The sequence below is a fragment of the Streptantibioticus cattleyicolor NRRL 8057 = DSM 46488 genome, from assembly GCF_000240165.1.
Taxonomy (GTDB): domain Bacteria; phylum Actinomycetota; class Actinomycetes; order Streptomycetales; family Streptomycetaceae; genus Streptantibioticus; species Streptantibioticus cattleyicolor.
The window spans coordinates 4,098,572-4,116,789 of the sequence record NC_017586.1; the positions used below are offsets into that span (position 1 = coordinate 4,098,572).

Here is an 18,218-nt window from a genome sequence, read left to right on the forward strand (position 1 = left end):
GAGCACGATGGCGGAGGCCACGGCGGCGGAGGAACGGTTCGGCGAGTGGGTCGCGGTACGGCGCCACGGCGACGGCGGCCACGTCGCCGAACTGGTGCTGGACCGGGTCAAGGCGATGAACGCGGTCTCCACCGAGATGGCCCGGTGCGTGACCGCCGCCTGCCAGGCGGTCGCCGCCGACCACGGGGTACGGGCGGTGGTGCTCTCCTCCACCCACGACCGGGCCTTCTGCGTCGGAGCCGACCTGAAGGAACGCAACTCCTTCAGCGACGCCGACCTCGGCCGGCAGCGCCCGGTCACCCGCGCGGCCTACACCGCCGTGCTCGACCTGCCGGTGCCGGCGATCGCCGCCGTCCACGGCTTCGCCCTCGGCGGCGGCTTCGAGCTGGCGCTCTCCTGCGACGTGATCGTGGCCGACCCCACCGCGGTGGTGGGGCTCCCGGAGGTCTCGGTGGGCGTGATCCCCGGCGGCGGCGGCACCCAACTCCTGCCGCGCCGGGTCGGCGCCGCCAAGGCCGCCGAACTGATCTTCACCGCCCGCCGGGTCGCCGCGGTGGAGGCCCACGCGCTCGGCCTGATCGACGTCCTCACCGACCCGGGCCTGGCCCGCGAGGAGGCGCTGGCGCTGGCCGGACGGATCGCGGCCAACTCGCCCGTCGGACTGCGCGCGGCCAAGCGGGCCCTGCGGTTGGGGCAGGGGCTGGGCCTGCGGGAGGGGCTCGAGGTGGAGGACGGGGCGTGGCGTGAGGTCGCCTTCTCGGCGGACCGGGCGGAGGGGGTGGCGGCGTTCAACGAGAAGAGGCGGCCGGTGTGGCCCTCCTGAGGGTTCGCTCGCGCGGGTTCGCTCGCGCTGACGTCAGCCATTACGTCCTCGGGGTGCCCCCGCTCCCGGTTTCGTCGTGGCTGGCGTCAGCCATTACGTCCTCGGGGTGCGCCCGATTCCGCTTCGTCGTGGCTGGCGTCACTGATGTTTCCCCCCGCCCACCCGTGGCTGTGTTCGTACAGTGCGGGATGCGCACTGTCTGCCTTGGGTCCGGGGGCCCTCCGGGGTGACTCCTCGCTCCGCGTATCCGCCACGGTTGCGCTCCGGCTGCTGGGTCGCTGCGGGGACACCCCTGCACGCCCCCGTCCGGTCTCGTTCCGCGCTGCGGCACGGAGGGGGTGAGAAAGGAGATCGGGGTGACCCCAACCTCCTATCTCACCCTCCCCCGCGAAGAGAGGCACCCGCGAACGGACAGGAGGGGGTGTGCCGGGGGTGTCCCCACAGCGACCCAGTAGCCGGAGCCAAGCTGTGGCGGATACCTGGAGCGAGGAGTCACCCCCGGCGCGCCCCCGACCCCCAACGCACCGAAGGCGTACGCACCCCGTGCCGAACCAAACCAAAACCCCACCCCCCACCCACCGGCCAGGACGCTCCCACCCACCCGCCCACCACGGCGTGGCCGGACCAGCCGCGGGCAGCGGGGATCCGGGGGTACCGGCCACCAGGTGATGGCTGACCGCCAGCGCGAGCGAAGCGGTGGAGCGCTTAGCCTGATCGCATGGGTGACCGGGAGATCGGGGGCGACGCGCGGTTGATGGCCGTGGTCGCGCTCGCCCGGGCGGTGGCGGCGGCGCAGACGCCGGTGGACGCGGCCCGGGCCGCGGCGGGCCATGTGCGCGAGGCGCTGGGGGCCTCGTTCGCCGCGGTGTCGGTGTGGGAACGCGAGCGCGGTCTGCTGAGGGTGCTGGTCAACGACGGGCGGCTCGCGCCGGGGGAGGAGCGGTTCCCGGCCGACGAGACGTATCCGGTGCACGACTTCCCGGAGGTGGTCGAGTACCTGCACGGCGAGTGGGCCGGCGGTGGCGAGCCGCACGCGTGGGTGGAGACCGCCGACGGCCGCGGCACCGGCCCGTACCCGCACCAGCGGGTGGCCGCGCTGCGGCGGCGCGGCCGGGGGTGCTGCGTGGTCGCCCCGATCGTGCTGCACGGCCGCGCCTGGGGCGAGCTGTACATCGCGCGGGAGCTGGACGAGCCGGTGTTCGGCCGGGCCGACGCGGAGTTCGCCACCGTGCTGTCCGCGGTGATCGCCGCCGGGGTCGCCCAGACCGAGCGGCTGGAAGAGGTCCGGCGGCTGGCGTTCACCGATCCGCTGACCGGGCTGGCCAACCGGCGCGCGGTCGACGCCCGGCTGGACGAGGCGCTGGAACGCCACCGTACCGAGGGCACCGAGGTCTTCCTGGTGGTGTGCGACCTCAACGGCCTCAAGCGGGTCAACGACACCCTCGGCCACGAGGTGGGCGACAAGCTGCTGGTGGGGTTCGGCTCGGTGCTGTCGTTGTGCGGGGCGATGCTGCCGGGGAGCCTGGCCGCGCGGCTGGGCGGCGACGAGTTCTGCCTGCTGGCCGAGGGGTGCGCGGCGTCGGAGGTGGAACGGGCCGCGGAGGAGTTGTGCGTGCGGGCACGCTGGCTGGGGCTGGGCGACGGGGTGGCGGTCGGGGTGGCCTCGACCGACGCGGACGCCGGGCCGGTGCGGTCGGCGCGGCGGTTGTTCCGGCTGGCGGACGCGGCGCAGTACCAGGCGAAGGCGGAGCGCTCGGCCAAGCCGGTGATCGCCGGACGGGCCGTCGCCGAGCTGGCCGACGCGCCGCCGGGGCCGCCTCCGGAGCCGGGGGAGCGGCGGACGTTCCGGGGCCGCCGGTAAGGGGCGCCGCCCGGTCCCACCCCGTGACAGATGGAGATTCAGTCTTTAGGGTTCGTGAATATGGATATGCAGACTGTGGTCCTGGGCTCCTCCGGGACGAGCGCGGACGACGTACTGGCGGTGGCGCGGGGCGCGGCACGGGTCGAACTCGCCCCCGAGGCGCTGGCGGAGATCGCCGCCTCGCGTGCGGTCGTCGACGCGCTGGCCGCCAAGCCCGAGCCCGTCTACGGGGTCTCCACCGGCTTCGGCGCCCTCGCCGTGATGCACATCAGCCCCGAACTGCGAGCCCAGCTCCAGCGTTCCATCGTGCGTTCGCACGCGGCCGGCATGGGGCCGCGGGTGGAGCGCGAGGTGGTGCGGGCGCTGATGTTCCTGCGGCTGAAGACGCTGGCCTCGGGGCGGACCGGGGTGCGTCCGCTGGTCGCCGAGACCATGGCGGCCATCCTCAACGCCGGGATCACCCCGGTGGTCCACGAGTACGGCTCGCTGGGCTGCTCCGGCGATCTGGCACCGTTGTCGCACTGCGCGCTCACCCTGATGGGCGAGGGCGAGGCGGAGGGCCCGGACGGAGTGGTGCGCCCCTCGGCCGAACTCCTCGCCGAGGCCGGCATCGCCCCGGTCGAGCTGCGCGAGAAGGAGGGGCTGGCGCTGCTCAACGGCACCGACGGCATGCTCGGCATGCTGCTGATGGCCTGCGCCGACCTCGCGGGGCTGTACACCGCCGCCGACATCACCGCGGCGCTGTCGCTGGAGGCGCTGCTCGGCACCGACCGGGTGCTCGCCCCGGAGCTGCACGCCATCCGCCCGCACCCGGGCCAGGCCGCCAGTGCGGAGAACATGCGCCGGGTGCTGGCCGGCTCCGGGCTGACCGGCCACCACCAGGACGAGGCGCCGCGGGTGCAGGACGCGTACTCGATCCGCTGCGCCCCCCAGGTGGCCGGCGCCGGCCGGGACACCCTCGCCCACGCCCTGCTGGTCGCCGAGCGCGAGCTGGCCGCCGCGGTGGACAACCCGGTGGTCCTCCCGGACGGGCGGGTGGAGTCCAACGGCAACTTCCACGGCGCCCCGGTCGCCTACGTGCTCGACTTCCTCGCCATCGCCGCCGCCGACCTCGGTTCGATAGCCGAGCGCCGTACCGACCGGCTGCTGGACAAGAACCGTTCGCACGGCCTGCCGCCGTTCCTCGCCGACGACCCGGGCGTCGACTCCGGGCTGATGATCGCCCAGTACACGCAGGCCGCCCTGGTCGGCGAGAACAAGCGGCTGGCGGTGCCGGCCTCGGCCGACTCCATCCCGTCCTCGGCGATGCAGGAGGACCACGTCTCCATGGGCTGGTCGGCCGCCCGCAAGCTGCGGCAGGCGGTGGACAACCTCGGCCGGGTGCTCGCGGTCGAACTGGTCGCCGCCACCCGGGCGATCGAGCTGCGCGAGCAGTCCAGCCCGGTGCTCACCGCGGCCCCGGCCACCCGCGCCGTCGTCGAGGCGGCCCGTGCGGCGGGCGTCGAGGGGCCGGGACGGGACCGTTTCCTCGCCCCCGACCTGGCGGCGGCCGAGCGGTTCGTCCGCTCCGGGGCCCTGGTCGCCGCGGCCGAGTCGGTCACCGGCCCGCTGGCCTGAGCCCGTCCGGGTCCGCCCGGCTCAGTACGACGGCAGGGCGCGGCGCCGCGCGTACACCAGCAGCGCCGCGCCCATGCCGAGGAAGACCGTCCCGCCGATCACGTACGGGGTGGTGTCGACGCCGCCGGTGTCGGCGAGCCGCGGGCCGGTGACGGCCTGGACGGCGGGGGTGTGCCGCACCGTCGTGTGGTGGACGGGGGCGGCCGGGGGCGCCGGGGTGTGGCCGGCGCTCGCCGCGGCCGTGGGCGTCAGGCAGAGCGCGGCCACCAGGGCGGCCGAAGCGGAGGCGGTGGTGGTGAGCGAGCGGCGCGCGGCCATGGAACCCCCTTGCGGACACGGCGACTTCACCGTGGTCCCCGATGGTAGTGAGGCCCGGCCACGGTACGGAAGCCGGGCAGGAGGCGGCCCTGGCCGCCGCCGTCCGCGGCTGCCGAACCGGTGACGGCCCGCCCCCGCGTTCCGCCGTGTCCGGCCACCACACGACCCGGGGCGCCTACGCTCCGTCACATGAGCACCGAGAACACGCAGGACGAGGCGACCTCCCGGTACGTACGCCTCCAGGTCGAGCTGATCGTCGAACTCACCGACACCGAGGCGCTCACCAGCGCCGCGCTGGACCAGATCGGCGAGGACGAGTACATGCCCGAAGACGAACGCGGCCACGCCGAGGACGCCGTGCGGCGCGACGAGGCGGAGGCGCTGGCCTATCTCGTCGACCCGTTCGACCTGGTCACCTCGGTGCCCGGGATCGAACTGGTCCAGGCGTCCTGGAGCAGCGCGCACACCGACTACGACCCCGACGACGAGGAGTGGGACCTGTACGAGGAGGACGAGGCCGCCGACGAGGACGGCTGACCGGCCCTGCCGTGATCCGCCCGGCGGCGGCACCCCTTCCCCGGCGCCGCCGCCCGGGCACCCCACAAGATCCACACAAGCGGAGCGTGGCATTTCTCACACCCTGTCCCGTCCCGGAACCGGACCTAAGGCGACAGACGTTGCTCATCGGTACGAGATGCTGGACGGATGGAGAAACGCGTGAAGTCCCCGGAAACCGGTACCGGTACCTCCTGTGAGCGCCGCCGAGGACCTCTGGTGCGGCGCGGTCTCGCCGCCGCTTCCGTACTCCTGGGCGGCACGCTGCTGCTCACCGCGTGCGGCGGCTCCGGCTCGGCCGGGGCGTCGGACAAGTCCAAGCAGGCGGCGGCCGACGCCGCGGCGGCCAAGGACGCCTCCGACGCCCAGATAAAGATCACCCCCGGTGACAAGGCCACCAACGTCGGCATCAACAACGACGCCAAGGTCGCCGTCACCGGCGGGACGCTCACCAAGGTCACCATGACCGAGGTCAACTCCGGCAAGCCGGTCTCCGGCGCGATATCCGCCGACGGCCGCAACTGGCAGCCCTCCGGCCCGCTCGACCGCGCCACCGCCTACCGGATCGCCGCCGCCGCCAAGGACGCCAAGGGCCGCGCCGCCACCGCCAACTCGACGTTCACCACGGTCTCCCCGGCGCACAGCTTCATCGCCTACTACACCCCGGACAACGGCACCACGGTCGGCGTCGGCATGCCGGTCTCCATCAACTTCGACAAGGCCATCTCCGACAAGAAGGCCGTCCAGTCGCACATCCAGGTGACCTCCAGCAGCGGCCAGCAGGCCGTCGGCCACTGGTTCGGCGCCAACCGCCTCGACTTCCGGCCCCAGGACTACTGGAAGGCCGGCTCCACGGTCACCCTCAAGCTCGACCTGGACAACGTGCAGGGCGCGCCCGGCGTCACCGGCGTGCAGAGCAAGACCGTCACCTTCCACGTCGGCCGCGCCCAGGTCTCCACGGTCGACGTGAACACCCAGACCATGACGGTCACCCGGGACGGCAAGGTCGTCCGCACCATCCCGGTCTCCACCGGCAGCCCCGAACACACCACGTACAACGGGCAGATGGTGATCTCCGAGAAGTACCTCCAGACCCGCATGGACGGCTCCACGGTGGGCTTCGGCGGCGAGTACGACATCAAGGACGTGCCGCACGCCATGCGGCTGTCCACCTCCGGCACCTTCATCCACGGCAACTACTGGTCGTCCAAGTCGGTCTTCGGCAGCACCGCCACCAGCCACGGCTGCATCGGCCTCAGCGACGTCCAGGGCGCCGGCGACTCCAGCACAGACGCCGCCTGGTTCTACAACAACTCCGAGATCGGCGACGTCGTCGTGGTGAAGAACTCCAACGACCACACGATCGCCCCGGACAACGGCCTCAACGGCTGGAACATGTCCTGGAGCCAGTGGGTGGCCGGCAGCGCCGTCTCCTCCTGACCCCGCCAGGCCCCACGGGCCCCGGCGTCCTGTCCGGGACGCCGGGGCCCTGGTGTTCCGCCGCGCGTCGCGTCGGCGGTTCTCATCCGCGCCTCATGTCGGATTCAGCGGGTTTTGACGTGGGTTGCCTAGGCTCCCCGCCGGTGAGGTGGCCGGAGGGCGAGGGGTGGCGGTGTTCTTCACGTGCTTGCTGGGTGAGGTGCGGCGGCGCGGGTGGGGGGTGGTGTCGCTGGCGGTGGGGATCGCGTGCGGGGTCGCGGTGGCCGTGGTCGTCACGGCGGTGGGGACCGGCGTGGAGCGGGCGCGGGACGGGGTGGTCGCGTCGTCGTACGGGCGCGGTACGGATCTGACGGTCAGCGGTGCGCCGGGGCGGACGGTGACGGGCGCGGCGCGGTTCGCCGGCGGGCAGCGGATCACGGTGGCCGGCCGGGGACCGCTCGGCGCCGGCGTGGTGGCCGCCGTGGCCGGCCGGTCCGGGGTCGCCGCGGCGGCCGGCGGGCTCACCCTGCGGGTCACCCCGGTGGACGGCGCACCGCACCGCGCCACCGCCTCCGCCACCGCCGGGGAACTCGACGGCCGCCACGGCTACGGCGGTTACGGCGGCTACCGCGGCCGGAACGGCACCGGCGACTACCGGGTCGACGGGGTGGACCTCACCGCGCCCGCGCTCGGCCCGCTCACCGCCGCCACCGTCACCGACGGCACCGGCTTCACCCGGGCCCAGGCCGACGCCGCCGTCGCCGTGGTCGACACCGGGTACGCCCGCCGGGCCGGCCTGCGCGTCGGCCGGACCCTGACCATCGGCGGCACGGACTTCCGGGTGATCGCCACCGTCACCGCCGCCCCGGGCGCCGCCGCCGACGTCTACCTGCCGTTGCGACAGGCCCAGCGGCTCGCCGGGGCCCAGGACCGGGTCACCACCGTCTACGTCCGCACCACGCCCGGCACACGGGCGGAGACCGTCCGTACCGCGATCCGGCGCGGCGTCCCGGGCACCACCGTGACCACGGCGGCGGGGCTGGCCCGGAACGTCTCGGGTTCGCTGCCGGTCGCGGCCGGCGTGGCGGAGGCGCTCGGCCGGTGGCCGGCGATCGTGGCGGTGGCCGCCGGCACCGTTCTCGGCGCCTCGCTGACCCGGGCCTCGGTGGGGCGCCGGGAGGCGGAACTGGCGGAGCTGGGCGTGCTGGGCTGGCCGCGGTGGCGGATCGCCGCGCAGGTGGCCGGGGAAGCGGTGACCGGCGGGGCGCTGGGCGGGGTGCTCGGCGCCGCGCTGGGTTACGGGGCGGCCCGGCTCGTCCAGGCGGTGGGCCCGGCGCTCACCGCCCGTCCGGCGGGCGGACACACGTCGCGGGTGGCGCTGTGCGCGCCGGTGGGCGTTCCGCTGCTGCTGGCCGCGGTCGCGCTGGCGGTCGGCGGCGGGCTGGTCGCGGGCGCCGTGGGGGCCGGCCGGGCGGTGCGATGTACCGGCTGAGCGGGGTGGGCAAACGGTACGGGGACGGTACGGCCGCGGTGACCGCGCTGACCGGGATCGACCTGGAGATCGGCGCCGGGGAGCGACTCGTCGTGCAGGGGCCGCCGGGGGGCGGCAAGACCACGTTGCTGCGGCTGCTGGGCGGGCTGGAACGCCCCACCGAGGGCCGTGTCCTCCTCGACGGCGTCGACCTGGGGTCGCTCGGCGACCGCGCGCTGACCCGGTTGCGGGCGCGGCGCATCGGCTTCGTCCCCCGTCGGCCCGTTCTGGTGGCCACCCTCACCGTCCAGCAGAACGTGGAGGCGGCGCTCGTCCCCCTCGGCCTCAAGGGCGCGCACCGCCGCCGGACGGCCGCCGAGGTGCTGGACGCGGTGGGCCTCGCCGACCTGCGGTCCGCCCCGCCCGGCCGCCTCGACCCGGAACAACGCCAACGCGCCGCGCTCGCCCGCGCGTTGGCCAAGGACCCCGCCGTCCTCCTCGCCGACGACCCCACCGGCGACCTCCCCGCCCCCGACCGCGCCCCCGTCATGTCCCACCTCCACCACGCCTGGCGCGACCGCGGCCTCACCCTCGTCCTGGTCACCCACGACACGGCCGTGACCTCGTCGGCGCGTCGGGTGGGGACGCTGCGTGGGGGACGCCTGGCGCTCGACGCCCGGCGGACGGCTACGCGTTGACGGCGGTGCGTGCTTCGCCCCGGAACACCTGCGTCGTGTGCCACTGCACGTACGCGCCCGCCACCCGGTCGCTTCCCGGCTGCGGGCCCCACAGACCGCGCCCGGCCAGCGCCACCACCTGGCCGCGTGCCACCTCACCGCGCGCGATGAACCGCCGCGACACGGTGATCCGCAACTCCTCGGTGAGCCCGAGCACGCCCTTGTCGAAGAGCTTGTGGTGCAGCGAGCACAGGCACAGCCCGTTGGCCACCTCGTCCGGGCCGCCGAAGGCCCACCACCGCACGTGGGCCGCCTCCACCCCGACCGCCGAGCCGTCCAGCATGCCGCCGTAACCGCAGAACGCGCACCGGTACTCGTACGACTCCAGGATCTCCCGCCGTACCGCCGGATCCCGTCGCCGCAACTCCGCCTGGAGCGCGCCACGTTGGCGGACGACGGCGGAATCCAGATCCAGCCCGACGGCCTCGCAGATGTCGGCGTGCAGGGACGGGGCGAAGTTGGCGTCCAGCAGCAGCCGCGCCGCCCGGTCCAGCAACCCCGGCTCCGCGGCCAGCGCCCGCCGCAGCCCCGGCGCCAGCCGCCCCGTCGCCCCGCTCTCCCGCAACACCCGCGCCCCGGCCCCCGGACTCCCCGGCCCCGCGTTCGTCCACACCTCCCACACCTGCGGATCACTGCCGAGGTGATGGAACGGGTACGTCGCACTCGTCGGCCGGGCCGGCCCGAAATCCCGCAACAACCGCCCCAACTCCCCCTCGATCTCACCGAACCTCAGCCCCGCCGCCTCCCCCTCCCGCTGATACCGCCCCAACGCGTACAGCAACAACAACGGCTTGTGCGCCGCCCGTTCCCCGTTGCGCGACCACTGCCGCACACCACCGAGCCGGTCCAGCCATTCCTCCGTCGTGGGCATGAGCACATGATGGCGTGGGCTGTGGCATGGCCTGGGGCACCGCTTACAGAGCCGCCCTCGTCCATCCCTCCAGGCACATCACCAACTGCCCCGCTCGAACCCGGCGGATCCGGGGATCGCCGTACCGCACCCCTCCGACCTCCGTCACGACCGGAAGCGGCCCGCCGGGGCCGTACAGCGCGCCGTGCACGCCCACCGGCGCGCAAGCGCTCACCCGCAGGGCGACGCACCCGGCGCGCAGCCGGGGGCAGACGCGGAGCGAGCGGGCGGCGCACGACAGGCAGACCGGTGGGTGCGTCGTGGTGAGGGGGCGCGGCCAGGAGTCCGGGGCGGCCGGGTCCTCGGTGATCAGCCACAGCACACCCTCGGCGTCACGGTCCGCCGGGCGGGCGCATACCTGGCACAGCAGTCTGCGCATCGCTCGCCGCTGCCGGAGCGCGTGCACCGTGCCGAACTCCGGCCGCCCCCGGCCGGGACTCGACGGCACGCGGGTCCACAGCACGCCGTCGGCGTCACGGTCGTAGGGATGCTCGTCCGCGTAACCGATCCGGTCGCCGCGCGAGATGACCAATGGGCCCGCAGCCCGCTCCGAGCTCCAGGCCGTGATGTATGGCACCAGGCTGCCTGGGTGTGCTTCGACGCATTCGGCCTTTACGGTCTCCATGGTTTCAAACTGGCCTCACCGAAAGGACGAATCTCCCCTTCTGCGCGGACAGTTGAGGCATCTCGGCGGTAGCGTGGAAAACGCCCAAACGTCCCGGGAGAAGCCTTGAACACGTCCTTACGCTCTGCTATGGCTGACGCCGGTTTGACCGCACGCCAGTTGGCGATGCGCGTAGGGGTGTCGAACAAGACGGTCGAACGCTGGATCGCCGATGACGAACTGATCCCGCACGCCCGGAACCGGGAAGACGCCGCAGCCGCGTTGGGAGTTGAGGCAGCCATGTTGTGGCCCAAGGCCATCCGGAACGCTCTCAGGACGAGCGCCGATCAGGAGATCATCGGCAGTTACCCGTATCGCTCGGCGTGCCCTTCGTCGGTGTGGGGGGAGTTGACGCGGGGGGCGGGGCGGGACGTCCTCTTCGCCGGGTACACCAATTACTTTCTGTGGATCGACCAGCCGGCCTTCGCGGAGACGTTGCGGCGGAAGGCGGAGGCCGGGTGCCGGGTGCGGTTTCTGCTGGGTGATCCGGACGGTGAGGTGACACGGCGCCGGGAGGAGGTCGAGGACGTGGCCCTCTCGGTGTCCACCAGGATCCGCGTCACCCTTGAGCACCTGGCGAAGCTCGGCCCCGCGGCCGGGGTGGAGGCCCGGTTCTCCGACGCGTCGGACGCGATGAACCACGTGTCGCTGTCGGTCTTCCGGTTCGACGACGAGGCGCTGGTCACCCCGCACCTGGCGCGCGGCGTCGGCCACGACTCCCCGTTGCTCCACCTGCGGCGCCGGGGACCGGACGGCATGTTCGACCGCTTCGCCGGGCACGCCGAGGAGCTGTGGGAGCGGGGGCGCCCGGTCTGACGCCCCGGCGCCGCTCCACCCGTCACCGGGGCGGGATCGACAGCGCGGCGTGCGCCTCGTCCAGGATCCTGCCGATCTCGCGGGCGGCGCGCCGAGCCTGGGAGGCGCCGCCCGTCGCCGCCGTGTCCTCCCAGTGGCGAAGTTCCGCCGCCAGGTGAGGCCGGCGCTGGATGTGGACGTAGACGGACCACTGGGCGACGAACCTGCGCAGCGGCGCGAGGTCGGACCCTTGCCGGGACTGGTCGGCCGCCTGGTCCAGTTCACGGGTGAAGGCGGGCAGGGCCGCCGGTGCGATCCGGTTGAGGGCCTGACGCAGTGCGCCGACATCGGCGGAACTCATCGCCGCCCGGAACCTCACCCCTCCGCCCGGGCCACCCCCACCGGGCAGCTCACGCCCGTGCCTCCGATGCCGCAGTAGCCCGCCGGGTTCTTGTCGAGGTACTGCTGGTGGTGGTCCTCGGCGGGGTGGAAGGGGGCGGCAGGGGCGATCTCGGTGGTGATGGGGCCGTGGCCAGCGGCGGTGAGGACGCGCTGGTAGGCGTCGCGGGAGGCGGTGGCGGCGGCGGACTGGGCGGGGGAGTGGGTGTAGATCGCGGAGCGGTACTGGGTGCCGACGTCGTTGCCCTGGCGGAAGCCCTGGGTGGGGTCGTGGGACTCCCAGAAGACCTTCAGGAGCTGCTCGTAGGAGACCTCGGCCGGGTCGAAGACGACGCGGACGGCCTCGGTGTGGCCGGTCAGCCCGGTGCACACCTCCTCGTACGTCGGGTTGGGGGTGTGGCCGCCCTGGTAGCCGACGAGGGTGGTCCACACCCCCGGGGTCTGCCAGAAGCGCCGCTCGGCACCCCAGAAGCAGCCGAGGCCGAAGTCGGCCACCTCCAGGCCGTCGGGGTAGGGGCCGAGCAGTGGGTGGCCGAGGACGGTGTGGCGGTCGGTGACGGTGAAGGCGGGACGGTCGCGGCCGGGCAGCGCCTCCTCGGCGGTGGGCAGCTGCGTCTTGTGACGGGCGAAGAACATCGGCCTTACTCCTGTCGGCTCAGGGCACACCGCGCGGGCGCCGGGCGTCGTTCATCAGAACGTATCCGTGCGACCAGGGATTCCGTTCCGGCGGCGGGCGCGCGGAGCATTACCCTCGGCGTCATGAGCGACGCGCACACCCACGGTCAGCACAGCTTCGAGACCCTCGCCATCCACGCGGGGCAGCCGGCCGATCCGGCGACCGGAGCCGTGGTCACACCCATCTACCAGGTCTCCACCTTCAAACAGGACGGTGTCGGGGGCCTGCGTGGCGGTTACGAGTACAGCCGGTCGGCCAACCCGACCCGCACCGCGCTGGAGGAGAACCTCGCCGCGCTCGAAGGCGGCCGGCGCGGCCTCGCCTTCGCCTCCGGGCTCGCCGCGGAGGACTGCCTGCTGCGTACCCTGCTGCGCCCCGGCGATCACGTGGTGATCCCCAACGACGCCTACGGCGGCACGTTCCGGCTGTTCAGCAAGGTCGCCGAGAACTGGGGGGTGCGCTGGTCGGTGGCGGACACCACCGACCCGGCCGCGGTCCGCGCCGAGGTGCGTCCTCAGACCAAGGCGATCTGGGTGGAGACGCCCAGCAACCCGCTGCTCGGCATCACCGACATCGCGGCGCTCGCCGAGGTGGCCCGGGCCACCGGGGTCCGCCTGGTGGTCGACAACACCTTCGCCAGCCCCTACCTCCAGCAGCCGCTCGCGCTCGGCGCCGACGTCGTGGTGCACTCCACCACCAAGTACATGGGCGGCCACTCCGACGTGGTCGGCGGCGCCCTGGTGACCACCGACGCCGAACTCGGCGAGCGGCTGGCCTACCACCAGAACGCGATGGGTGCCATCGCCGGCCCGTTCGACGCCTGGCTGGTGATGCGGGGCGTCAAGACGCTGGCGGTGCGCATGGACCGGCACAGCGCCAACGCCGCCCGGATCGCCGAGATGCTCACCGCCCACCCGAAGGTGACCCAGGTCTACTACCCGGGGCTGCCGGAGCACCCGGGGCACGAGGTCGCGGCCAAGCAGATGCGGGCGTTCGGCGGGATGATCTCGTTCCGGGTGGCCGGCGGCGAGGAGGCGGCGCTGCGCGTCTGCGACCGGGCCGAGCTGTTCACCCTGGGCGAGTCGCTCGGCGGGGTCGAGTCGCTGATCGAGCACCCGGGGCGGATGACGCACGCCTCGGTGGCCGGTTCGGCGCTGGAGGTCCCGGCCGACCTGGTGCGGCTGTCGGTGGGCATCGAGGCGGTGGACGACCTGCTGGCCGACCTCACCGAGGCGCTGGCCTGACGCAGGGGCACGCCGGGGCCGGTGTCCCTCAGGGCGCCGGCACCGGCAGCGGCTGCGCCGCCGGCCAGAGGCGGACGGCCAGCACGGCCGCGGTGACGGCGGCGGCCAGCAGCAGCGTCCAGCAGACCAGGCGGACCGCCCGGCGCAGCCGCACCAGCCGGCGGCCGTGGGCGAGGGCGCGGGCGGTCAGGTCGGGCGGGACGGGGCGCGGGTCGGCCGCCAGGAGCCGCCGCACCTCGGTCTCCTTGCGGTCCGGCGGGGCCTGCGGCACCCCGGGCGGTTCGGGGACGGCCGCCGCCCCGCTCACCGGGTGCTCCGTACGGCGGCCAGCGCCCGCAGGCACAGGGTGCGCACCTTCTCCGGCGGCAGCCCGAGGTGGGCGGCGGTCTGTTCGGCGGGGAGCCCCTCGTACAGCTGGAGGACGAGGGCGAGACGCTGGGCGGGCGGCAGCGGGGCGAGGAGTCCGCGGCGCGGCCGGCGGTAGCGGCGGGCGCGGCGGCCGAAGCGGGCGGCCAGCTCCTGGCGGGTGCGCACGTACGGGTCGTCGCCGCGCAGCCGGAACCAGTCGGCGTAGGTACGGGCCAGCGCGGCGATCAGCAGCCGCTCGCCGTCCGCGGGGTCGCCGGCGAGCAGGGTGGCGAGGTGCAGCAGCCGTCCGGCCGCGCCGGCGGTGAACGCCGCGAACTCGCGGTCCCTGCGACGGCGCCGGGCCTGACGACGCGTACCCACCATGGCTTCCCCCGGTACGGCCCCGGCACGGCACTGACTGCCCGCTATGGGACGCCACCGGGCAGGCGCCGGTCAAGGGCCGTGCGGAACCGGGTCGTTGGGGGTCAGCGCTCTTCACGCGGCCCGGCGTTGTGGTAGTCGGACAGCGCCGCGTTGAACCGGGCCAGCAGCGTGCAGAACATCTCGCGTTCGTCCTCGCTCCAGTCGTCGGTCACCACCGCCATCAGCTTGCGGCGGGAGGCGCGTACCTCCTCCAGCCGGGCCCGGCCGCGCGGGGAGAGCGCGAGCACCACGGCCCGGCCGTCCTCGGGGTGCGAGGTCCGCTTGACCAGGCCGGACTCCACGAGCGGCGCGACCTGCCGGGTCACCGTGGAGGAGTCGATGCCCATGCCTTCGGCGAGCGCCTTAACCCCCATGGCGCCCTCCCGGTCCAGCCGGTTGAGCAGCAGGTAGGCGGCGCGGTCCATGGAGTTGCGGGCCTTGCCGACGCCACCGAGCCGGGTCTGCTCCGCCCGGCGGGCGAAGAGCGCGACCTCGTGCTGGAGGCGCTCGTAGAGTGCGGTGGTCGTCAGGTCAACGGAGGTCGGCATGTCGGAAGGGTACGCGGCCGGGCGCTGCCCCGTACCCCAGCCGCCCAAACGCGGCACACGAGTGGGCGGAGCGCGCGTTTCGCCGGATGAATCCCGTATCGACGCAAGCATCCGAACTGTCAGACTTGCCGCATGGCAGTCAGCACACCCGGCGCCACCGGCACCGTCACCCTCGACGACGTACGCGCCGCGCTGCGGACGCTGGCCGGGGTGGCCCGGGTCACCGCGCTGGAGGGCAGCCGGCACCTGAGCGCGCTGGTCGGCGCCCCGGTGTACTTCAAGTGCGAGAACCTGCAACGCACCGGGTCGTTCAAGGTGCGCGGCGCCTACGTGCGCATCGCCCGGCTGTCGGCGGCGGAGCGGGCGGCCGGGGTGGTCGCGGCGAGCGCCGGCAACCACGCGCAGGGGGTGGCGCTGGCCGCCACGCTGCTCGGGGTGCGGGCCACCGTGTTCATGCCGGAGGAGACCCCGTTGCCGAAGGTGGCGGCCACCCGTGAGTACGGCGCCGAGGTGCGGCTGCACGGGCAGGTGGTGGACGAGTCGCTGCGTGCCGCCCAGCGGTACGCGGCGCACACCGGCGCGGTGCTGATCCACCCCTTCGACCACCCGGACGTGGTGGCCGGGCAGGGCACGGTGGGGCTGGAGATCCTGCGGCAGTGCCCGGAGGTGGCCACGATCGTGGTGGGCATGGGCGGCGGCGGGCTGGCGGCCGGGATCGCGGTGGCCGTCAAGGCGGTGCGCCCGGCGGTGCGGGTGGTGGGGGTGCAGGCGGAGGGGGCGGCGTGCTATCCGCCGTCGCTGGCGGCCGGGCGCCCGCTGGCGCTGGACGCGCCGGTGACCATGGCCGACGGCATGCGGGTGGCGCGCCCCGGGGACATCCCGTTCCGGATCGTCGGCGAGCTGGTGGACGAGATCCGCACGGTGACCGAGGACGCGCTCTCCCGGGCGCTGCTGCTCTGCCTGGAGCGGGCCAAGCTGGTGGTGGAGCCGGCCGGGGCCAGTCCGGTGGCGGCGGTGCTGGCGGATCCGTCGGCGTTCGCGGGGCCGGTGGTCGCGGTGCTCTCCGGGGGCAACGTGGACCCGTTGCTGATGCAGCGCGTCCTCACCCACGGCATGGCGGCGGCCGGGCGCTACCTGTCGCTGCGGCTGCGGCTGGCGGACCGCCCGGGCGCGCTGGCGCTGCTGCTGGCGGTGCTCTCCGAGGCGGGCGCCAACGTGCTCGACGTGGGCCACGTGCGCACCGACCCCCACCTCGGCCTCACCGAGGTCGAAGTGGAGCTCCACCTGGAGACCAAGGGGCCGGAGCACTGCTCGCTGGTGGTCCAGGCGCTGGAGCAGGCCGGCTACCGGGTGACGTGCTGAGCGCGGCGGCGGTGGCGTAGCCGGGGTACGCACGGGGACGTACGCCGTCGATGCGGGGCCGGCCTGCGCGGCTTGACGCGATATATCGCGTGACGCCATACTCACGATGCATCGCATTACGTGCAGCGTGCAAGCAACCCATCGCTCACCCAACGGGAGACCTCAATGGCAGCCGCCATCCACGCCGAAGGGCTGGTGAAGACCTTCGGCGGAGTACGGGCCCTGGACGGCGTCGACCTCGACGTACCGGAGGGCACCGTGCTCGGCCTGCTCGGGCCCAACGGCGCGGGGAAGACCACCACCGTCCGGGTGCTGACCACCTTGCTGCGGCCGGACAGCGGCCGGGCCATGGTGGCCGGGATCGACGTCCTGGCACACCCCAACGAGGTGCGCCGCTCCATCGGCCTGTCCGGCCAGTTCGCCGCCGTCGACGAATACCTCACCGGCCGGGAGAACCTCCGGATGGTCGGACGGCTCTACCAGATGCCGTCCCGCGCGGCCAAGGCCCGCGCCGACGAACTGCTGGAACGTTTCAACCTCGCCGACGCCGCCGACCGCCCGGCCAAGACCTACTCCGGCGGCATGCGGCGGCGCCTGGACCTGGCCGCCGCGCTGGTGGTCCGGCCGCCGGTGATGTTCATGGACGAGCCCACCACCGGCCTCGACCCCCGCAACCGGCAGCAACTGTGGGAGGTGATCAAGGAGTTGGTGGCCGGCGGCACCACCTTGCTGCTGACCACCCAGTACCTGGAGGAGGCCGACCACCTCGCCCACGACATCGCCGTGGTCGACCACGGCCGGGTCATCGCCCGCGGCACCTCCGACCAGCTCAAGGCGCGCACCGGCGGCGAACGCGTCGAGGTCGTGGTGCACGACGCGGAACTGCTGCCGACCGCCGCCGAGGTGATGAACGGCTTCGCCAAGGCCGCCGCCACCGTGGAGACCCACACCCGGCGGATCACCGCCCCCGTCACCGGCGGCGCCAAGCTCCTCGCCGAGGTCATCCGCGAACTCGACACCCGGGGCATAGAGATCGACGACATCGGACTGCGCCGCCCCACCCTGGACGACGTCTTCCTGTCGCTCACCGGCCACGCGGCCGACGAGGCGGCCCGGCCCGAGGAGGCGGCCAAGTGACCACCATGACCAGCACCAGCCTCGCCCCCCGCGCCCGCGGCGGCCCGGTCCAGGCGGTCCGCGACTCGCTCGTGATCGCCCAGCGGAACATCATCCGCATGCTCCGGATCCCCGAGATGGTCATCTTCGGGCTGATCCAGCCGATCATGTTCGTGGTGCTCTTCACCTACGTCTTCGGCGGGTCCATACGGGTCGGCGGCTCGCTCTCCCAGCAGAGCTACCGCGAGTTCCTGATGGCGGGGATCTTCGCGCAGACGGTCACCTTCGCCACCGCTGGCGCGGGCGCGGGCATCGCCGACGACATGCACAAGGGGCTGATCGACCGCTTCCGTTCCCTGCCCATGTCACGCGGCGCGGTGCTCACCGGACGCACCCTCGCCGACCTGGTGCAGACGGCGCTCACCCTGGTGGTGCTCGCGGGCGTCGCCCTGCTCGTCGGCTGGCGCACCCACGAGAACATCGGCAAGGTGCTCGGCGGCTTCGGGCTGCTGCTCCTGCTGGGGTACGCCTTCTCGTGGATCGGCGCGCTGATCGGGCTCTCGGTGCGCACCCCGGAGGCGGCCACCTCCGGCGGACTGATCTGGCTGTTCCCGCTGACGTTCATCTCCAACGCCTTCGTGGACTCCAACAACCTGCCGGCGTTCTTCCGGTACATCGCCGAGTGGAACCCGTTCAGCACCACCGTCCAGGCGAGCCGTGAGCTGTTCGGCAACCTGCCGCCCGGCTTCCGGACCCCGGACGCCTGGCCCATGCAGCACGCGGTCTGGGCCTCGGTGCTGTGGTCCGTGCTGATCCTGGTGGTCTTCCGCACCCTGGCGGTGCGCAAGTACCGCTCGGCCTCCGCCTGACCGTACGCGCGACGCCCCCGGACCGGTGACGGTTTCCGGGGGCGTCGCGGCACGGGTACGCGG

Annotated in this window: 20 protein-coding genes; 12 read left to right on the top strand and 8 right to left on the bottom strand. The window is 73.8% G+C overall.

Going from position 1 to position 18,218, the window contains the following annotated elements:
• Positions 1 to 7: 7 nt before the first annotated feature.
• From SCATT_RS18050 to hutH, 3 genes are all read left to right on the top strand, one after another.
• On the top strand, positions 8 to 823 hold the full coding sequence (locus tag SCATT_RS18050) for an enoyl-CoA hydratase/isomerase family protein (protein ID WP_014144540.1): 816 nt from the start codon (positions 8 to 10) through the stop codon (positions 821 to 823).
• A 718-nt stretch (positions 824 to 1,541) separates the two neighbouring features.
• Complete coding sequence (locus SCATT_RS18055; RefSeq protein WP_014144541.1) at positions 1,542 to 2,684, top strand: GGDEF domain-containing protein; 1,143 nt, start codon at positions 1,542 to 1,544, stop codon at positions 2,682 to 2,684.
• A 60-nt stretch (positions 2,685 to 2,744) separates the two neighbouring features.
• Positions 2,745 to 4,301, top strand: a complete 1,557-nt coding sequence (gene hutH / locus SCATT_RS18060; protein WP_041824844.1) for a histidine ammonia-lyase — start codon at positions 2,745 to 2,747, stop codon at positions 4,299 to 4,301.
• 21 nt (positions 4,302 to 4,322) lie between these two features.
• On the opposite strand, the gene SCATT_RS18065 is transcribed toward hutH, so the two are convergent.
• The gene (locus SCATT_RS18065) at positions 4,323 to 4,619 is read right to left on the bottom strand and encodes an LAETG motif-containing sortase-dependent surface protein (RefSeq protein WP_014144543.1); all 297 of its coding nucleotides are present in this window, start codon (positions 4,617 to 4,619) and stop codon (positions 4,323 to 4,325) included.
• Between the two features lie 189 nt (positions 4,620 to 4,808).
• Here SCATT_RS18065 and SCATT_RS18070 point away from each other — a divergent pair, with 189 nt between their 5' ends.
• The 4 genes from SCATT_RS18070 to SCATT_RS18085 all read left to right on the top strand — a co-directional run bounded on the left by SCATT_RS18070 (position 4,809) and on the right by SCATT_RS18085 (position 8,762).
• On the top strand, positions 4,809 to 5,156 hold the full coding sequence (locus SCATT_RS18070) for a hypothetical protein (protein WP_014144544.1): 348 nt from the start codon (positions 4,809 to 4,811) through the stop codon (positions 5,154 to 5,156).
• A 237-nt stretch (positions 5,157 to 5,393) separates the two neighbouring features.
• The gene (locus SCATT_RS18075) at positions 5,394 to 6,614 is read left to right on the top strand and encodes a L,D-transpeptidase (protein WP_014144545.1); all 1,221 of its coding nucleotides are present in this window, start codon (positions 5,394 to 5,396) and stop codon (positions 6,612 to 6,614) included.
• 172 nt (positions 6,615 to 6,786) lie between these two features.
• The gene (locus SCATT_RS18080) at positions 6,787 to 8,085 is read left to right on the top strand and encodes an ABC transporter permease (RefSeq protein WP_231905118.1); all 1,299 of its coding nucleotides are present in this window, start codon (positions 6,787 to 6,789) and stop codon (positions 8,083 to 8,085) included.
• Positions 8,073 to 8,762, top strand: coding sequence for an ATP-binding cassette domain-containing protein (locus tag SCATT_RS18085; RefSeq protein WP_041824847.1), 690 nt, complete (start codon positions 8,073 to 8,075; stop codon positions 8,760 to 8,762). Before SCATT_RS18080 ends, SCATT_RS18085 begins: the two co-directional genes overlap by 13 nt.
• Here the strand turns inward: SCATT_RS18085 and SCATT_RS18090 are convergent.
• Together SCATT_RS18090 and SCATT_RS18095 are read right to left on the bottom strand one after the other, a co-directional pair.
• Positions 8,752 to 9,672, bottom strand: coding sequence for a phosphorothioated DNA-binding restriction endonuclease (locus tag SCATT_RS18090; protein WP_014144548.1), 921 nt, complete (start codon positions 9,670 to 9,672; stop codon positions 8,752 to 8,754). The genes SCATT_RS18085 and SCATT_RS18090 overlap by 11 nt on opposite strands.
• 43 nt (positions 9,673 to 9,715) lie before the next feature.
• Positions 9,716 to 10,336 carry a hypothetical protein gene (locus SCATT_RS18095; RefSeq protein ID WP_014628278.1) on the bottom strand — a complete coding sequence of 207 codons (621 nt, stop codon included), beginning with the start codon at positions 10,334 to 10,336 and terminating at the stop codon, positions 9,716 to 9,718.
• A gap of 129 nt (positions 10,337 to 10,465) precedes the next feature.
• Here SCATT_RS18095 and SCATT_RS18100 point away from each other — a divergent pair, with 129 nt between their 5' ends.
• Positions 10,466 to 11,191, top strand: coding sequence for a DUF5919 domain-containing protein (locus SCATT_RS18100; RefSeq protein ID WP_014144550.1), 726 nt, complete (start codon positions 10,466 to 10,468; stop codon positions 11,189 to 11,191).
• A 22-nt stretch (positions 11,192 to 11,213) separates the two neighbouring features.
• On the opposite strand, the gene SCATT_RS18105 is transcribed toward SCATT_RS18100, so the two are convergent.
• Positions 11,214 to 11,531 carry a DUF6247 family protein gene (locus tag SCATT_RS18105; protein ID WP_014628280.1) on the bottom strand — a complete coding sequence of 106 codons (318 nt, stop codon included), beginning with the start codon at positions 11,529 to 11,531 and terminating at the stop codon, positions 11,214 to 11,216.
• A 14-nt stretch (positions 11,532 to 11,545) separates the two neighbouring features.
• The gene (gene msrA, locus SCATT_RS18110) at positions 11,546 to 12,205 is read right to left on the bottom strand and encodes a peptide-methionine (S)-S-oxide reductase MsrA (RefSeq protein WP_014144552.1); all 660 of its coding nucleotides are present in this window, start codon (positions 12,203 to 12,205) and stop codon (positions 11,546 to 11,548) included.
• A 123-nt stretch (positions 12,206 to 12,328) separates the two neighbouring features.
• Between msrA and SCATT_RS18115 the strand changes: the two genes are divergently transcribed.
• On the top strand, positions 12,329 to 13,489 hold the full coding sequence (locus SCATT_RS18115; RefSeq protein WP_014144553.1) for a cystathionine gamma-synthase: 1,161 nt from the start codon (positions 12,329 to 12,331) through the stop codon (positions 13,487 to 13,489).
• A gap of 28 nt (positions 13,490 to 13,517) precedes the next feature.
• Here SCATT_RS18115 and SCATT_RS18120 read toward each other — a convergent pair whose 3' ends face one another.
• The 3 genes from SCATT_RS18120 to SCATT_RS18130 all read right to left on the bottom strand — a co-directional run bounded on the left by SCATT_RS18120 (position 13,518) and on the right by SCATT_RS18130 (position 14,808).
• On the bottom strand, positions 13,518 to 13,796 hold the full coding sequence (locus SCATT_RS18120) for a hypothetical protein (protein ID WP_014144554.1): 279 nt from the start codon (positions 13,794 to 13,796) through the stop codon (positions 13,518 to 13,520).
• The gene (locus SCATT_RS18125) at positions 13,793 to 14,221 is read right to left on the bottom strand and encodes a sigma factor-like helix-turn-helix DNA-binding protein (RefSeq protein WP_014144555.1); all 429 of its coding nucleotides are present in this window, start codon (positions 14,219 to 14,221) and stop codon (positions 13,793 to 13,795) included. Before SCATT_RS18125 ends, SCATT_RS18120 begins: the two co-directional genes overlap by 4 nt.
• Before the next feature lie 101 nt (positions 14,222 to 14,322).
• Positions 14,323 to 14,808, bottom strand: coding sequence for a MarR family winged helix-turn-helix transcriptional regulator (locus SCATT_RS18130; protein WP_014144556.1), 486 nt, complete (start codon positions 14,806 to 14,808; stop codon positions 14,323 to 14,325).
• Between the two features lie 132 nt (positions 14,809 to 14,940).
• Between SCATT_RS18130 and ilvA the strand changes: the two genes are divergently transcribed.
• The 3 genes from ilvA to SCATT_RS18145 all read left to right on the top strand — a co-directional run bounded on the left by ilvA (position 14,941) and on the right by SCATT_RS18145 (position 18,155).
• Positions 14,941 to 16,170, top strand: coding sequence for a threonine ammonia-lyase (ilvA, locus tag SCATT_RS18135; RefSeq protein ID WP_014144557.1), 1,230 nt, complete (start codon positions 14,941 to 14,943; stop codon positions 16,168 to 16,170).
• A gap of 165 nt (positions 16,171 to 16,335) precedes the next feature.
• Positions 16,336 to 17,307: a daunorubicin resistance protein DrrA family ABC transporter ATP-binding protein gene (locus SCATT_RS18140; protein ID WP_014144558.1), complete on the top strand. Its 972-nt coding sequence runs from the start codon at positions 16,336 to 16,338 to the stop codon at positions 17,305 to 17,307.
• Between the two features lie 5 nt (positions 17,308 to 17,312).
• Positions 17,313 to 18,155 (top strand): ABC transporter permease, encoded by an 843-nt coding sequence (locus tag SCATT_RS18145; protein WP_014144559.1) that lies wholly within the window; start codon positions 17,313 to 17,315, stop codon positions 18,153 to 18,155.
• Positions 18,156 to 18,218: the final 63 nt, after the last annotated feature.

What these genes read in the sequence shown, in the direction of transcription:
- SCATT_RS18090 (WP_014144548.1), bottom strand. Translation starts at nt 9,672, where the DNA reads ATGCCCACGACGGAGGAATGGCTGGACCGGCTCGGTGGTGTGCGGCAG.
- SCATT_RS18065 (WP_014144543.1), bottom strand. Translation starts at nt 4,619, where the DNA reads ATGGCCGCGCGCCGCTCGCTCACCACCACCGCCTCCGCTTCGGCCGCC.
- msrA (WP_014144552.1), bottom strand. Translation starts at nt 12,205, where the DNA reads ATGTTCTTCGCCCGTCACAAGACGCAGCTGCCCACCGCCGAGGAGGCG.
- SCATT_RS18095 (WP_014628278.1), bottom strand. Translation starts at nt 10,336, where the DNA reads ATGGAGACCGTAAAGGCCGAATGCGTCGAAGCACACCCAGGCAGCCTG.
- SCATT_RS18115 (WP_014144553.1), top strand. Translation starts at nt 12,329, where the DNA reads ATGAGCGACGCGCACACCCACGGTCAGCACAGCTTCGAGACCCTCGCC.
- SCATT_RS18140 (WP_014144558.1), top strand. Translation starts at nt 16,336, where the DNA reads ATGGCAGCCGCCATCCACGCCGAAGGGCTGGTGAAGACCTTCGGCGGA.
- SCATT_RS18070 (WP_014144544.1), top strand. Translation starts at nt 4,809, where the DNA reads ATGAGCACCGAGAACACGCAGGACGAGGCGACCTCCCGGTACGTACGC.
- SCATT_RS18050 (WP_014144540.1), top strand. Translation starts at nt 8, where the DNA reads ATGGCGGAGGCCACGGCGGCGGAGGAACGGTTCGGCGAGTGGGTCGCG.
- hutH (WP_041824844.1), top strand. Translation starts at nt 2,745, where the DNA reads ATGGATATGCAGACTGTGGTCCTGGGCTCCTCCGGGACGAGCGCGGAC.
- SCATT_RS18085 (WP_041824847.1), top strand. Translation starts at nt 8,073, where the DNA reads ATGTACCGGCTGAGCGGGGTGGGCAAACGGTACGGGGACGGTACGGCC.
- SCATT_RS18055 (WP_014144541.1), top strand. Translation starts at nt 1,542, where the DNA reads ATGGGTGACCGGGAGATCGGGGGCGACGCGCGGTTGATGGCCGTGGTC.
- ilvA (WP_014144557.1), top strand. Translation starts at nt 14,941, where the DNA reads ATGGCAGTCAGCACACCCGGCGCCACCGGCACCGTCACCCTCGACGAC.
- SCATT_RS18100 (WP_014144550.1), top strand. Translation starts at nt 10,466, where the DNA reads ATGGCTGACGCCGGTTTGACCGCACGCCAGTTGGCGATGCGCGTAGGG.
- SCATT_RS18130 (WP_014144556.1), bottom strand. Translation starts at nt 14,808, where the DNA reads ATGCCGACCTCCGTTGACCTGACGACCACCGCACTCTACGAGCGCCTC.
- SCATT_RS18145 (WP_014144559.1), top strand. Translation starts at nt 17,313, where the DNA reads ATGACCAGCACCAGCCTCGCCCCCCGCGCCCGCGGCGGCCCGGTCCAG.
- SCATT_RS18105 (WP_014628280.1), bottom strand. Translation starts at nt 11,531, where the DNA reads ATGAGTTCCGCCGATGTCGGCGCACTGCGTCAGGCCCTCAACCGGATC.
- SCATT_RS18125 (WP_014144555.1), bottom strand. Translation starts at nt 14,221, where the DNA reads ATGGTGGGTACGCGTCGTCAGGCCCGGCGCCGTCGCAGGGACCGCGAG.